We start from the raw sequence: 14900 nt of genomic DNA, 5'->3' as shown, positions 1-14900 counted from the left end.
TTTCCTCCATAGCGTCGTTAAATAGGGTACATTCGCCGGCCCGCATCCGCTTACATTCTTTTGTTGCGGATCCGGCAGAAATACCTTAGGAGGGCTGTAATGATGAGGAAAATCGCTCTGGCATTGCTCGCGATATCGCTGCTGCTTGGATTGGCACTCCCAGCCGCTGGAGCGGCGACGCTCACGACGGAGGAGAAGTTCCAGGTGCTGAAGCGGCAAGGAATTATGACCGGTTTCGAGGACGGGTCATCCCGCCTGAACGAATCCATGTCTCGCGAACAGTTCGCTACCGTGCTCTACAAGCTTCTCGAATTGCCTCGTTCCAATTCCGCGCCGAGCTTCGTGGACGTGCTGAAGACGCGCTGGTCGTTCACGGCGGTCCAAGCGGTGCGAAGCGCTGGCATCATGGTTGGCAAAGGGGGTAACCGATTCGAGCCGACCGCCCCGGTGAAGGTGGAAGAGTTGGCCACCGTGCTGATGAAGATTAACAATGTCCCTCCCAACCCGAACATCGGCTTCGTAGGCAAAGTATCGGCCTGGGCGAAGGTTGCGGTCGGAACCGCGCTTAGCAAAGGCTGGATTGCCCCTCGAAACGACTATACGGTCAACGCCACGCGAGGCGTACTCGTGGATGCTATCTACGCGGTATATACGGGCTGGGGCAGCGCGCTCGACGTGAAATCGGTTGAAGGGCTGAACGTCCAGACGGTGCGGGTAAACCTGAAGGCGAAGACCGAATCGGCGGATATCGGACGATTCACTCTGCGGGACGATCTAGGCAATGTCGTGCCAATCATTCTCGCGACGGTCGGCGGAGACGGGATGTCGGTATTGCTCACGACGGGCTATCAAATCGAGAACCGCACGCATTACTTGACCATCGACGGCAAGGCGTGGACGTACACTTCGCCAAGATCTGATATGGCGAAGCCGACGATAACCGCGTTCGATCGTGCAACGGCTCGCGTCTATGTCCTGACGTTCTCCGAGCCGGTCGACTACAAAACGGCTACGAATGCCGCAAACTACTCGTTCTCCGGCGGGTTGAAGATAACGACGCTGCAACTCTCTTCGGACAAGAGACAGGTCACGTTCTCCACATCGAACCAGTCAGACAACGCCCGGTACTGGCTGACCGTTAAAAACGTCAAGGATCTCGCCGGCAACGTCATGGACACGCGAACGGATTTGTCCATCGTCGGCAACAACGACGCGATAAAGCCGGCGATCATCGATTCGGAATTTAAAGTGAATGCGGATGCGTCATTGACCGTCAAATTCAGCGAGAAGGTGAATCGGGACATTGCTGTGCAGACAGGACGGTACAGCATAGGCGGCTTGGCGATCGTTTCGGCGAGTCTGGACAACGAAGGACGTACCGTCACGCTGCGGACATCCGCCCAACAAGACAAGACCGTGTACAGCCTTACCGTGTCGGGCATTCCCGATCTGGCTGGCAACGTGATGGAGACGAAATCAGGCCTGCTGTTCGGGGGAATCTCCAATCCGATCCTGCCGGTGAAGCTCCAGAGCATTGCCGCGGTTAACGAGAACACCATCGAGATCACGTTCGATAGAGATATTAAGGACACGGACGCCGGTTCCTTAGCAGTAACGATTCTCAAGGACAACGGCGCTAATGTCTCGATGTCCGGCTGGAGCAAATACGCTGTCCGCAAGCCGGGAACGAATAGGGTTGTTGCCGTCCAATTCCGCACAGGAACCGATCCGAACCCGGGCTTGTTCCAACCTGGCCACGTTTACACGGCGAGGGTAACGGGCGTATCGTCACTCATCTCGCAGGACGGTGCTAATGAGTCCGCATTCGCGGGAACCATTGCCGCCAATGAGGCTCCTTACGCGAAACAGGTAATCGTTTTGAACCGGACGACGATTAAAGTCGTCTTCAGCGAACCGGTGAAAAACGTGAATGAGCCTTACTTCGTTTTGAAGGAACAAGGAGGGGATACCGTCGGTATCGCCCACGACGAATTAAACAACACAGGCGCGGTCGTCACCGAGGTTACGCTGAAGCTGACCAAGGACATGACACCGGGCCTGGTGTACAATCTCACGTTCAAACCGGGAATTACCGACGCGGCAGGCTTCAACGGATGGAAGACGAAGAACGGCAATGAGGACATCAGCCTTCTTTTCACCGGCATTTAAGAAACGTCTGACGGATCGAAACGCTTCAGGATGAGCGTCCTTCAAACGGCTGCAAGAAACCTTCATCGGGAGGGCAGGGAAGCCGGTGCAGTTGAGACGCCGCCAAAGAGATCGACGCCAGAAGCGGAAATACAAGAATGAAACAATAGGGTACCCATACTTTAGACACTTGAATTAGTGTTTATAGCGATGGGTACTTTTTTGCATATGAGAGTGCAGGGGTGAGCGTGCGAGTGAAAACATGACTTAGGATGGTGCGAAGTACGCAAATTCTTGCCAAAAATAGCAATCAATTATTGAACTAATAAGAGAAAGCGCTTCGGTGGCCAGCACATTATTTAAGCTAATGGACAGGATATTTTAACAAAATGTGGAACACACTGTTATTTGTTTTTTGGGGGGATTTAGGGGTGAAAAACCGAGCGGAAAATGAAAGTTGAATAAAGCTGGTTGGTGTTTTTATTGGTGTTGTTGTTATTACGATAATAGCATTCTATTTGTTATCCGCTTTATTAATTCCTGAAAGCGATGAGGGAACCCTAGTAGTGATTTCATTAGTGATTTCTCTCCAATTCTCTTTTATTACAGCTTACTTAATCACGAACTCGAAAAAATAACTGTTCAGCTAACGAGTGAAGATAGTTGAACAAACAAGGAGTAGTTTCCAGCGGCAATTGCTCCATTTCTTTATTAAGCTGACGGACAGTTTAATTATAACCAAAAAATACTACGTACATATTGATTTAATGGTTAAAATCGTTATGAGTACAACAAACAAAATTATTGGAGGCATACCATGCGAGATATAGATTACAACAATTATTTTTGGCAGGATGAAGCTTTAAGATTGCGTGCAATACAACCGAAAGATTGGGAAGACCACTATATCAACCGATTCGATACCCCTGCACGGCGCCTTTTAGAGTGTGCTGTTGAATTGCCGCCCACAGTTGCAGAAGCAAAATCTTTTGCAGAAACATTTTCTGACTTCTCGTCGAATCGTCTTATGTTTACTATTGAGAACTTGGACGGTGACAATGTTGGTGGGATTAATCTAAACAGTATCGACGAAAGAAACGGCACGTTTAGCATCGGTATTCAAATAGACAGAGACCATCGAGGGAAGGGCTGCGGAACAAGGGCAGTAACCATACTATTAAAATATGCTTTCTTCGAGCGGAGACTAAATAAGTTCAACAGTTACGTACTTGAAGAAAACGAAACCTCGGCTGCGATGCTCAGAAAAGTCGGATGTGTTCAAGAAGGAGTTCGTCGCCAAGTCTATTTTACTAATGGACGATATTATGATTCCATCTTGTTTGGTCTAACGAAAGACGAATTTGTTGAGTTTCTTTCAAAGACCAAATAGCGAAAAATAATATATTTGCTCGAAGTATCCATTTAGTTTCTATAACAGAAAAAGGAAATGACTTTATTATGGTTCAGAAGGTGAATGGAACAGATGAAAAAAATGGTTCGATCTTGGCCATTTGAAGATCCCGAGAATGCAGCTGTTATTACCACCCATAAAATTATGAAAAGACAAAGTCCTATTCTATATGTATCCCATGACGACGATGATAGAATGTGGCAGTTTCTCGATGGTGGCGATGTGAGTGAAACAGAAGCACGTATACTGGGTTTGAAAGAAGTAATAGACATTGACCCGAGTTTGATCCAACTTGCTGATCTGCCAATGGGATGGGTTGCATGGAGGGAAACTAAATTCAATCAATGGATTAGCGAAAAAAGATAGGCAAGTAACGTAACGGTTAACGTTAGTTCATGAAGGACTTTATATCAACGATGAAGGAGCTGCAGCGGCAGCCTTTTTTAGATTTTCACTACATATGTACTGCTGGGCGTTGAACGGACTGGCAGATTACGTTAATGATGGATTGTGATAAAATAAGCGTGGAAAAGCGAATGGAATAACGTATTAATCAAAAAGCTATGTTAAATTCTAATGTTGATAATTGACCATAAGAAAACCGCCTTGGTGAAAAGGCGGTTCATTGAGATATCGTCCCCGTAGTTAAATAAATTAGTTGTCTGGTTTTATTGAATCTCCAGGACATTTATTAATGGCTTTTGAAGTGCGTCCACAATGGCTATGATGATACTTGTTGCTAAAATACCCATTAGACATAATGATGTAGGGCCCGCCGCATCATCACTATCTGTAACTTGAGCAAGGACCCTTAAGCTTACTATTCCTAACAAAATGAGGAAAATGACTGTATAAGCACATTTCTTTATAATCTTCAATGATTTAAGGGATAATTCAGACAAAGCATTGTTCTTTTCAATGTAGGTTAATAGTTTATATGCTTGATACAACGCAACAGAAAAGGCCATACAGAATCCGTATGCACATACTAAAAAGGGGATTAGGAAGTAAGCCGTATCTGGATGTACCCTTGCATCTCTAACGGCTATCTCAGGCAACCAGATACACAAAGCAAGCACTGCAATGCCAGACAGAAAAATAATTACCTTTAAGAAAGTGGTTGAACCTCTTTTAACATTCATTTAAAACACCTCACCTATTTAATGACAACATGATTTTATCATATGATTTATCGTTTTTCAATAAATTAGTATTGTTTTTTATTTTATTATTATTGTTATTGAAATGTCCTTATAATTTTGACAAAAATAAAAAGCATTTCTCATTACAAAGAGATGCTCTTACTTTAAGATGTTAAATTTACAACTTGTTCAACAAAAATAGTGGGTATACTTTTATTTACAACGGCAAGGGTGCTGAATTTGAAAAAGCCGAATAAAATTGTCATCCCGTATTTTAGATTAAAGCACCAAGGAGCAGTTTGCGGACCGCAGCTGTTCCTTTTTTTCATTAAGCCACGTCTGAATAGGCGATGCAGGGCTATGGGATTGACCTGGTGTTAAGGCAAAATACGAAACAAATTTGTGTTATTCGGTATATTAAAGTTGTTGACACGACACCATATGGTGACCTATAATCAAAACGTCACTAAATGGTGTCCAATTAGGTGCTAAGAAAGTTTGGCACCTGAATAGGTTTCACTTGAAACAATTATGAGGAGGTGGCGAAATTAACGGCTGGCCCTTCGTACCACCAATAGATTTCTACTACATGGAGAGGGTGTTGTGAGCGAGAACAACCAGTTGCGGGATGTGTTTGACGCGATTGCAGATCCAACTAGGCGCCAACTAATTCGTCTGTTAGCCGAGGCAGAGGAGATCCCGCTTCATGAATTAACGGCACAGTTTCAAATGGGCCGTACAGCGGTATCCAAGCATCTGACAATCCTTAAAGAGGCCGGGCTGGTACTTGACCGAAAAGTCGGCAGAGAAACGCGATTTAGGCTTAACGCATCACCACTCAGAGAAATTCAAGATTGGGTAGCTTTCTACAGCAATTTCTGGAGCACGAATATGTTGCGCTTGAACCAACTATTAGAGGAGGAAGAAGAATGAGTTTAAAATTAGAGTTGGATTTTGAGTACAGGACATCGATCGAGAAGCTTTGGTCCGCCATAACCGATTCAAGCAAGCTTGCCAAGTGGGTTTTGGAAAATGATTTCGAGCCCGTCGTGGGTCACCGTTTTCAGTTTCGCGCTCAGCCGAACGAATATTGGGATGGAATTATTGACGGTGAAGTGCTAATTGTAGATCCACCAAATCGGTTGTCCTATACATGGGCCGTCGGCGAGGAGAAACACACGGTCAACTGGACGCTGCAGGATTTAGGGGAAGGAAAGGTTAATCTCCATCTTGACCAAACCGGATTCTCGAATGTTCAAGGACTCGAAGGCGCTAGGTACGGCTGGAGTAATTGGAGCGGCGAGCTTGAAAAGCTGTTGGCACAATAACCGTATTAGGTACTAAATATCTCTTTCATCAATGCTAATTTAATGAGTACGATAATTGCACTCTGTTTGACCCGAATCAATATAAACCGGCTGCATGTCGTTTGCAGCCGGTTTATGTCTACTTTAGACAATCTGGCAAGTTCTTGTCATTTCGGATCAAGTTCGCACTTATTGCGTATGGATAAAATGTGAATAGAAGTAGAAATTAACACTTTCGGAAGGATGTTAACATGAGCGAATCTAATCAGGAGTATATCGTAATCTCGGGTGCGAGGGAAAACAATCTCAAGAACGTATCCTTGCGCATTCCCAAGCGGAAGATCTCGATCTTCACCGGGGTATCCGGATCCGGCAAGTCATCGATCGTCTTCGATACGATCGCCGCAGAATCCACGCGATTGCTGAATGAGAACTTCAGCATGTTCGTGCGCAGCTTCCTACCCCGCGTTCCCCAGCCGGATACGGACGCGATTGAGAACCTGAGCATGGCTGTTATTGTGGACCAGAAGCGGCTGGGCGGCGGTTCCCATTCCACGATGGGAACGATTACCGATATCTCTCCCATTCTCCGTCTTCTCTTCTCACGAGCGGGTCAGCCTTATGTTGGACAAGCGCACATGTTCTCGTTTAACGATCCGCAAGGCATGTGTCCCGAGTGCAACGGGATTGGTCGCAGGTTGGGCGTCGACATGAGCAAGGCGCTTGACATGTCAAAGTCGTTGAATGAAGGGGCAATTATGCTGCCGGACTATTCGTTGAACGGCTGGGAATGGAACATGGTCGTGCAGTCGGGGGACTTCGATCTCGACAAGAAGCTGAGCGCTTATTCGGATGAGGAACTGGAGCAACTGCTGTACTCGAAGGCAAGGAAAGTTAAGATGGATTTCGCCGGTAAGGCAACGAATATTACAGTCGAAGGCGTCATTGAGAAGTTCACCAACAAATACATCAAGCAGGATGTGAAGACGAAGTCCGAGCGCACACAAAAAGCTGTTATGCCGTACATTTCCGAGGGTCCCTGCTCCAGCTGTCGCGGCGCTAGACTCAGCCAGGCCACACTAAGCTGCAGAATCAATGGTCTCAACATTGCGGAGATGGCTTCCATGGAGGTCGGACAGCTAATCCGCGTCATTCGGGAGATTGACATTCCTGTCGCCGTGCCGGTCGTCAAATCGCTAACGGAGCGGCTGCAGCATCTGGTGGATATCGGACTTGACTATTTGACGCTGGATCGTGAGACGGATACATTATCCGGCGGCGAGTCGCAACGCGTCAAGATGGTAAAGCACCTGAGCGGCAGTCTGGTGGATGTCACTTACATATTCGATGAGCCCAGCGTTGGCTTGCACCCACGTGATGTACACAGGTTAAATGAACTGCTTGTGAAACTCCGCGATAAGGGCAATACCGTGATTGTCGTCGAGCATGATCCCGATGTGATCAAGTTGGCGGATCATATCGTCGACGTCGGTCCTCACGCCGGCAGCCGCGGCGGTACCATTGTGTATGAAGGAAGCTTCCAAGGCCTGCTGGAATCAGGTACGCTGACAGGCACCCATATGAAACGACCGCTCCAGCTGAAGCACGATTGCAGGCAGCCAGCCGGCAAACTATCCATTAAGGATGCCACGCTGCATAATCTGCGGAACGTGAGTGCAGATATTCCAACCGGAGTGCTAACAGTCGTTACGGGTGTCGCCGGCTCGGGCAAAAGTACGCTGATTAACGAAGTATTCCTTAGCCAGCATTCCGATGCAATTGTCATCGACCAATCGGCGGTAGGCGTGTCCACACGTTCGAATCCCGCGACCTACACGGGCATTATGGATGATGTGCGCAAGGCGTTTGCTTCCGCGAACAAGGTCAATCAAGGTTTGTTCAGCTTCAACTCCAAAGGGGCTTGCGAGAACTGCCAAGGGCTGGGTGTTGTGTATACAGACCTGGCATTCCTCGATAGCGTGAAGCTGCCATGCGAAGTATGCGGAGGTAAACGGTTCAAGGAAGAGGTGCTCGCATACAAGCTGAACGGCAAGTCAATTGCAGATGTGCTGGAGATGACTGTGGAACAGGCATTGGATTTTTTCCAGCTAAAAGAGGTTGTGCGCAAGCTCCAGGCGATGAGCGATGTGGGGCTGAACTATATTACACTCGGCCAGCCGCTCAGCACACTCTCGGGCGGGGAATGTCAGCGCATCAAGCTGGCAAGCGAGCTGCATAAGAAGGGCAGCATTTACGTGTTGGACGAGCCGACGACCGGCCTACATATGTCAGATATCGGTCACCTTATGGAAATCATGAACCGCCTCGTAGATGCCGGTAATACGGTGATCGTCATCGAGCATAACCTCGATGTGATCAGTCAAGCGGATTGGATCATCGATATGGGACCGGACGGAGGCAGCAAGGGCGGCCAGGTGGTGTTTGAAGGCACACCATCGCAGATCATTCATGCGGAGCAGTCGATCACGGGAAAATACTTGATATAACTATAACTTAAAGTGCCGCACATTGATTGAGCTATCGGGTAACGATAATTCAATCACAACAGGCTCTTCTACAGAAACAGCTGCCGGATCACTACGGCAGCTGTTCGATTTCAGTTAGAAGCGAACTGAAGTAATGGCCCAAGTGAGATTAGCCGCCAATGCCATGGCGGCATTTTTCATTTCAGCACAGTAAGGGGCAGGTTAGTTCAATGTTCATAACGAATTTTTCCTTTACCGATAAGTAAAGTTGACTTATGAATGAAGTCAATTTTCATGGGAGGGGCAGGCTAATTGGAACATCGATTATTTGTGAAGATCGTTATTCCTGAGGAGGTCGTTACACTTCAGAACATTAAAAAATGGATCGATGAAATCGTATTATTTAGCCATAATCAGATGAGGACGAAACTTACTGAACGCAAGTTCAATGTAAACCAACTAAATAGAGAATTAGAGAAGTTATTTTCGGATGAGTACGTTTATTTTCAATTAGATCTACAAGATGATACGAGTTCCTTTACCTTAACAAAAGGCGTTCGTCAACTTCCTTCGATCCTTTGTATGTTTAGCAAGTCTGTCTATGAAAAAACTTCAATTAATGAAATTGCGAACAAATTTACTGATTTCTTTCAGGTGTATGGCGGAATAGTCGGCTATGCGGTTTCTTGTGAAGATCAGAATTGGCAAAACCAAACGGATATTGAAGCGTTTATAAAAGCTAATAAACCCTTGGAGCAAGTTACATTTAAGCCGCATTTCATACGTAAAGACAAAGAAATGATCGATACCGAATCTTTCCCAGGACATAATCATTTTACGAAGGAAGGGATTTGGTTTGGCTCTTCATGGAGAATGTGGTTTGGACATAAGTATTTCTCATTTATCCCAAAAGAAAAAATACTTGCATTTTCAGATGGTTATAGAAACTTAGAATTAAATGATGGATCAATCAGTATTATTCTGTACGAGAATATCTGGGAATACGACAACCCTTTGAATCGGGAGATCCAATGGAAATTCCGCAAGATAGTTGGTATTGATGAGGTAGCACATAAAGCATCAAAAAAATAAAAATAAAACTATGCAAATAACCTACTAACTAGTGCAACTCTAACCAAGTTGACTGAACTAACGGGAAGTCTATAGTTGAACAAACACATGTAAATGAAAGCACATATTTATCTGTCATGAAAAGGAAGGAAGTGTGCAAATGGCTCATTTTGAATGTAAATGTGGTGAAGACCTTTGGAAACGGGTCGGTGCCCTTTGGTTATAGCAGATTCTCTACTCTTTGATTTATTCAGCTAATTTGAATAAACTGTATGGTAAATAAAATTTCGATGAAAGGGCAGGTATGAAATGAAGAGAAGCGCAGCTGTGAAATTAGATGATCTAATTACTGTAATTGAAATTCAAATGGATGAGAGCATTACATATATAAACATTCAAACAGGAGAAGTTATAACATTATCAACAGAAGAGATGAGAGCGGCAGAAGATGGGGAACCACTTGAGAATTATCCGGATTGGCAAAGAGAGAACATTGAACAAGCTTTAAAAATTATTGAGGATGAAGGCGAGGTTTACCTCGATTTCACATTAAGTAACGAGTACAACGAATATGAAATAGTAGAAGAATTTATCGGGACATTAAGCAAAGCAGAGGTTCGAAAAGAATTGTTTGGAGCTATTCAAGGAAGAGGGGCATTTAGAAGATTTAAAGACGGGATCATTGAACATGACGTCGAAAAATTATGGTTTGATTTTAAAGAAAAAAAGGTAAAGGAATTAGTTATTGAATGGTGTGAAGAGAAAGATCTTGAAATAGCAGAATGAAGTTTTAACTTGATTTATATTTACAGCATTGGCCAAGTGAACAGTACGATGTTTCGGAAACGATGGGAGCTATGGCTGAACTAGTCAACAAGGGCATGGTTAAAAATGTTGGGGTAAGTAACTTTTCCACTCATTTATTGCAAGAAGCTCAATACAATTTAGGCAGTATCCCACTAGTTTGTAATCAAGTAGCGTACCATTGAACGATAGAAGTATAGAGAGTCAGATTTTGCCCTTTGCTAAGCAAAATGAGGTAACTATTATGTGGTACTCCCCTTTCGGATATGCCCCCAATAATTTGGCAAAAATGGTTTTCCTCAAAGGATTAAGTTAACAGGATACAGCTTAACAATCACCAAAACGAGGTTGCTGGCATTATCGTCAGCCTTGTTGAGTACCGTGACCAACAAAATAGATTTTTCCCTCCACTATGAACATGTACCGGTGAGCTATGTTGTACAGTACCTCTTGGCGGCGCGGCAGTTCTTGGATTAACCTCTTTCTTTACCACCCCCCAAAAAATTCACTCCGACCCTGGCAGGTTTGGCAAACCATATGCCGGGGATTTTTCTGATTTCCGCATAGCCTCCCAATTGACAAATCACCACATCAATCACCACATATGGTGATGCCGACTCACCACATGAATGTGTATCTTTTAATCAAGAAAGGAACGACGATGTGGAGATACATCCACAGGAGGAACATGAAGGAGACGCGGAATGAGTCAAACAAAAGTATCAACGGAGGACCATCATGAGCTTTACGAAATTCGCACAAGGAACACCTTGATGTCCGTTGGGTCAATCGGTTTGAGGAATCGTTCGAAAAAGGAGAGAAACTTATGAATTCTAATCGTAACACCGCAGTTATAAAAGGAAACAACAAAGAAAGCAAAAGGAAGATAACAACCTCGAGCCTCATCCGTTGGGCTGGTCTATCAGCTATAGTGGCAGGGATATTTTACGTGGTTGTCGGGATGTTCCATCAATCTAACATTCTTTCATCAGTCACCACCAGCCAATGGGCAATCGTTCACGCCTTGGCTACTGCCATGTGCATCTTATTCCTGCTAGGCATAACGGGGCTCTACGCCAGGCAAGCGGAAAAGGCTGGGTGGCTGGGTCTGGCTAGCTTTCTCCTGTATAGCCTCAGTTGGGTACTCACTGGGCACTTTACCTTCGCCGAAGTATCTATCTTGCCGCTGTTGGGGACAGAGGCGCCGACGCTTGCGGAGGGCTTCATAGGGGTCTTCACCAGTTCCGCCGGCGAGATGAACTTCGGAGTCCTCGCAAATCTTTGGACGCTAACAGGGGCACTGTATATCCTCGGCGGCCTGCTGTTTGGCATCGCGACATTCCGTGCCGGCATCTTACCGCGCTGGCCCGCCGTTCTGCTTGTCGTCGGGTCTGTTTTGGGCCCTATAGTGGCTGCGCTGCTTCCACTCGAGCACCAGCCGAAAGTTGCGATTCCGGTGGGGGTAGCTTTGGCTTGGCTGGGCTATGCGCTATGGTCGGAACGGAGTGAGCAAGCCTCGGAAAATGTCCCTGGCGGGGCAAGCACCTCCGCAGCAAAGTAAAGTCGCTTGAGACGGCATGGCGTGGACAAGCGGCCTTCTGGCCGCTATCTCATTGTGTCCTCGAATTATTACATTAAAGTGTCGAATTCTTAAAATACAATCCAAACTACACTACCCTACTCAAATAGGGGAATATCCTCATCTCTCTGTCAAGGGTTGATTATCCCGACAACTCGCCATATGCTTATCTTATATTCATGCTAGGAGGGATCATTGTGGAATTATCGATTATGTCATTTAATCTTCGTATCCATGTCGCGGAGGACGGTGAAAATGCCTGGCCAAACCGTATTGAAGCAGCCGCAGAAGCGATTAAAGCTTCTGGAGCAGACGTTGTATGTACGCAAGAAGGAAGCTTGCCCATGCTGCAGAGCTTGAATGCGCTGCTTCCCGAATATGAATGGATAGGGGAGGGCAGGCTAGGCGGCGAAGAGGGAGAGTTTTGCGCGATTTTCTTCCAGAAAGAAAGGCTGAAGCCAGTCGAAAGCGGCACCTTCGGATTGTCCGAACGGCCGGAGCAGCTTGGGTTTAAAAGCTGGAACACCGATTGTCCGCGCATTTGCACATGGGTAAGGCTGCGTCAAATGGACAGTCAGGAATATTTGATTCTTAATACGCATCTGGATCACATAAGCGAGGAGGCAAGGGTAAAAGGAGCTAATCTTATCTTGGACAAGATGAATATTACAAGCGGAGCGTCCGCGATTTTAACAGGCGATTTCAATTGCGAACCGGAAACCAAAACGATCCAGACTCTGAATCAAGCAGGGCTGCGCCATACATACACCGGCCTTGATGTAAATCCAGGCTGTACTTATCATGGTTTCACGGGCGCCGAAGAAGGTGAACCGATCGATTATATATTCGTTACGCCGAATATTCGGATCATGTCAGCGAATGTCGACAAGGGCAAGTACGGCGGGAAATACCCATCGGATCATTATCCGATTACCGCGACTCTGCAGATATAGCATCTATGCAAAAATAAAATGGATGTGCGGCTAGCAGCCAAACATCCATTCTTTTGTTAATTTCGCTCGTTTGAATGACGCTGGTAATAATGCTAAATTGTCAGTTAGAGCAGTCAAGGTTATTATTGACTGTATAATTTATGAGGAGGCTAGTTATCTATGACACACTCCATGCGTTTAAGATAAGCTGGCAATAAAAAAGCGGATTTTTTCCACATGTATGGGCTTTTTTTGAACTGCTTATTTTTACGTATGTAGACATAGATTGCGATTTGGATAGCGTTTTTTTGCTATGCCTAGTATCGCCGTGTTCTCTCACGTGATAAATGCAGATCTAAGCCCGCATTAGGGACTTGGATCTGTATTTTTTATTGCCTAAAACTATCAGACAATAAAAAATACGGGGAGAATGAACATGATACAAAAAAATTGGAAGCGAAGTTTCTTTACAATATGGGCAGGCCAGGCGGTTTCACTGATTACTAGCTCTGTCCTGCAAATGGCGATTATTTTGTATCTAACCGACACTATATTCTAAGCCCTGCAATTGGAGCTTTTCTATATGCAAAATGGGAACTAGACGCAATTATTGCCATTGATGTGTTGGGTGCGTTGATTGCTTGTATCGCTGTGTCGATGGTTGCTATTCCGAAGCAAATGACACAAGGCGAAATGTGTGGGGCGGATTCAAAAAACGTGCAATGAGCATTATTTTTTCCATTTCTTTGATGGGGATTGCTTTATTCATTTCTGGCTTGCTGCCGATAAATGGCTTCCTTATCTTTGTTCTGTGCAGTGCTTTAATGGGCTTTTCGAGCCTATTTTATAGCGGTGTACAGATGGCTCTCATTCAAGAAAAAATTCAACCTGAGTATTTGGGGCGGGTATTTGGCCTTTTGGGCAGCATTACGTCCTTCGCTATGCCGATCGGTTTAATAATATCCGGTATTTTTGCCGATCAAATTGGAATTAATATGTGGTTTATGTTATCAGGCGTGTGCATCATAGGAATTGCTATTCTATGCGTGTTGCTTCCCTCTATCCGAAATTTAGATAAATAAAATGAAATGGAGCTAATACTATGTGAGGTATGCATTGCTACATTATGATCTCATTAGTCTGGTCGGTGCGAACGTAGGAAAGAGCACATTGTTAAACGTATTTTTATATCCAACAGTTATGCATCGAGTTACGATTCATATCGATTAAGCGGCGTTTATTATTGGGTTATTCACGATAGCAATCTGAGAGAAATCAATACATAATTTATTTGCTATGATTGAAATAAGGGCTTCATCATTGATGACTGTAAAACTTTCCCCTAATTTAAATATGGAAAGGAACGCAAGGGAAGCTGCATAGTGATTTAGGTTTCAACAAGTCAAAGTCAAATTCATTTTGGAGGGATGGACATGAACCAAAACAACCCAACAAATAAAATCGCAACGCAAGTAGGTGATCGCGAGATTATAATTACCCGCGTACTTGATGCTCCACGCGATCTTGTGTTTGAAGCTTGGACGAAAGAGAAGCACCTGTCGAAGTGGTGGGGACCTCGCGGTTTTACGACGACTTTTCAGAAGTTTGAAATGAAACCGGACGGTATATGGCAGTTTATTATGCACGGTCCGGATGGCGTTGATTATCCCAACACCAACGTCATTGTCGAGGTCGTTAAACCCGAGCGAATCGTCATCAAACATGCTGTGTTTCCCCATTTTCTTGCGACAGCTATTTTTGAGGATTTCGATAGTAAGACCAAGCTCACTTATAGCACAGTTTTCGAAGAAAAATCCGCTGTATTTGAGAAGGTGAAAACATATGCCGTCCCAGGTGCCGAACAGACCATGGATCGACTTGAGGAGCAGCTGGCAAGTATGTCTTAAAAATAAGCAGCCAGCCTCATGTTGATGCCCTCGGTTTTATTAGTAATGACAATTTGCTGCCGATATTTCGGCAACTTGTTCAGCTAACGAGCAGAATCCTTTAACATAACATG

12 protein-coding genes and 2 pseudogenes are annotated in these 14900 nt (G+C 45.2%); 13 read left to right on the top strand and 1 reads right to left on the bottom strand.

Going from position 1 to position 14900, the window contains the following annotated elements:
• The first annotated feature begins 102 nt into the window (after positions 1–102).
• The 3 genes from MRBLPE1_RS18410 (at position 103) to MRBLPE1_RS18400 (ending at position 3925) form a co-directional block, all read left to right on the top strand.
• On the top strand, positions 103–2169 hold the full coding sequence (locus MRBLPE1_RS18410) for an Ig-like domain-containing protein (protein WP_364148084.1): 2067 nt from the start codon (positions 103–105) through the stop codon (positions 2167–2169).
• A 796-nt stretch (positions 2170–2965) separates the two neighbouring features.
• Complete coding sequence (locus MRBLPE1_RS18405; protein WP_364148081.1) at positions 2966–3538, top strand: GNAT family N-acetyltransferase; 573 nt, start codon at positions 2966–2968, stop codon at positions 3536–3538.
• A 93-nt stretch (positions 3539–3631) separates the two neighbouring features.
• On the top strand, positions 3632–3925 hold the full coding sequence (locus tag MRBLPE1_RS18400) for a hypothetical protein (protein WP_364148078.1): 294 nt from the start codon (positions 3632–3634) through the stop codon (positions 3923–3925).
• A 302-nt stretch (positions 3926–4227) separates the two neighbouring features.
• Here the strand turns inward: MRBLPE1_RS18400 and MRBLPE1_RS18395 are convergent, their stop codons facing one another.
• A complete protein-coding gene (locus tag MRBLPE1_RS18395; RefSeq protein WP_364148076.1) occupies positions 4228–4701 on the bottom strand; it encodes a DUF2975 domain-containing protein in 474 nt (157 codons plus the stop codon).
• A 603-nt stretch (positions 4702–5304) separates the two neighbouring features.
• Between MRBLPE1_RS18395 and MRBLPE1_RS18390 the strand changes: the two genes are divergently transcribed.
• The 10 genes and pseudogenes from MRBLPE1_RS18390 to MRBLPE1_RS18345 all read left to right on the top strand — a co-directional run bounded on the left by MRBLPE1_RS18390 (position 5305) and on the right by MRBLPE1_RS18345 (position 14787).
• Positions 5305–5634 (top strand): ArsR/SmtB family transcription factor, encoded by a 330-nt coding sequence (locus MRBLPE1_RS18390; RefSeq protein WP_364148073.1) that lies wholly within the window; start codon positions 5305–5307, stop codon positions 5632–5634.
• Positions 5631–6029 carry an SRPBCC family protein gene (locus MRBLPE1_RS18385; protein ID WP_364148071.1) on the top strand — a complete coding sequence of 133 codons (399 nt, stop codon included), beginning with the start codon at positions 5631–5633 and terminating at the stop codon, positions 6027–6029. The genes MRBLPE1_RS18390 and MRBLPE1_RS18385 overlap by 4 nt, the downstream gene beginning before the upstream one ends.
• Before the next feature lie 230 nt (positions 6030–6259).
• The gene (locus tag MRBLPE1_RS18380; RefSeq protein WP_364148068.1) at positions 6260–8515 is read left to right on the top strand and encodes an excinuclease ABC subunit UvrA; all 2256 of its coding nucleotides are present in this window, start codon (positions 6260–6262) and stop codon (positions 8513–8515) included.
• A 291-nt stretch (positions 8516–8806) separates the two neighbouring features.
• Entirely contained in the window at positions 8807–9586 is a 780-nt protein-coding gene (locus tag MRBLPE1_RS18375) for a hypothetical protein (protein ID WP_364148065.1), read from the top strand.
• 288 nt (positions 9587–9874) lie between these two features.
• Positions 9875–10351, top strand: a complete 477-nt coding sequence (locus MRBLPE1_RS18370) for a UPF0158 family protein (protein WP_364148063.1) — start codon at positions 9875–9877, stop codon at positions 10349–10351.
• 20 nt (positions 10352–10371) lie between these two features.
• Positions 10372–10554: pseudogene (locus MRBLPE1_RS18365) on the top strand (aldo/keto reductase); the annotation flags it as partial.
• 641 nt (positions 10555–11195) lie between these two features.
• Entirely contained in the window at positions 11196–11930 is a 735-nt protein-coding gene (locus MRBLPE1_RS18360) for a hypothetical protein (RefSeq protein ID WP_364148061.1), read from the top strand.
• Positions 11931–12145: 215 nt separating this feature from the next.
• Entirely contained in the window at positions 12146–12901 is a 756-nt protein-coding gene (locus MRBLPE1_RS18355; protein WP_364148059.1) for an endonuclease/exonuclease/phosphatase family protein, read from the top strand.
• Between the two features lie 528 nt (positions 12902–13429).
• Positions 13430–13962 (top strand): annotated as a pseudogene (locus MRBLPE1_RS18350) (MFS transporter); the annotation flags it as partial.
• Positions 13963–14313: 351 nt separating this feature from the next.
• Positions 14314–14787: an SRPBCC family protein gene (locus MRBLPE1_RS18345; RefSeq protein WP_364148056.1), complete on the top strand. Its 474-nt coding sequence runs from the start codon at positions 14314–14316 to the stop codon at positions 14785–14787.
• The last annotated feature ends 113 nt before the right edge of the window (positions 14788–14900 follow it).

Origin of the sequence: Paenibacillus sp. LPE1-1-1.1 (assembly GCF_040676435.1) — a bacterium.
Classification (GTDB): Bacteria; Bacillota; Bacilli; order Paenibacillales; family Paenibacillaceae; genus Pristimantibacillus.
Note: the sequence above shows the minus strand (reverse complement) of the source record. Positions and strands in the feature narration are given on the sequence as shown.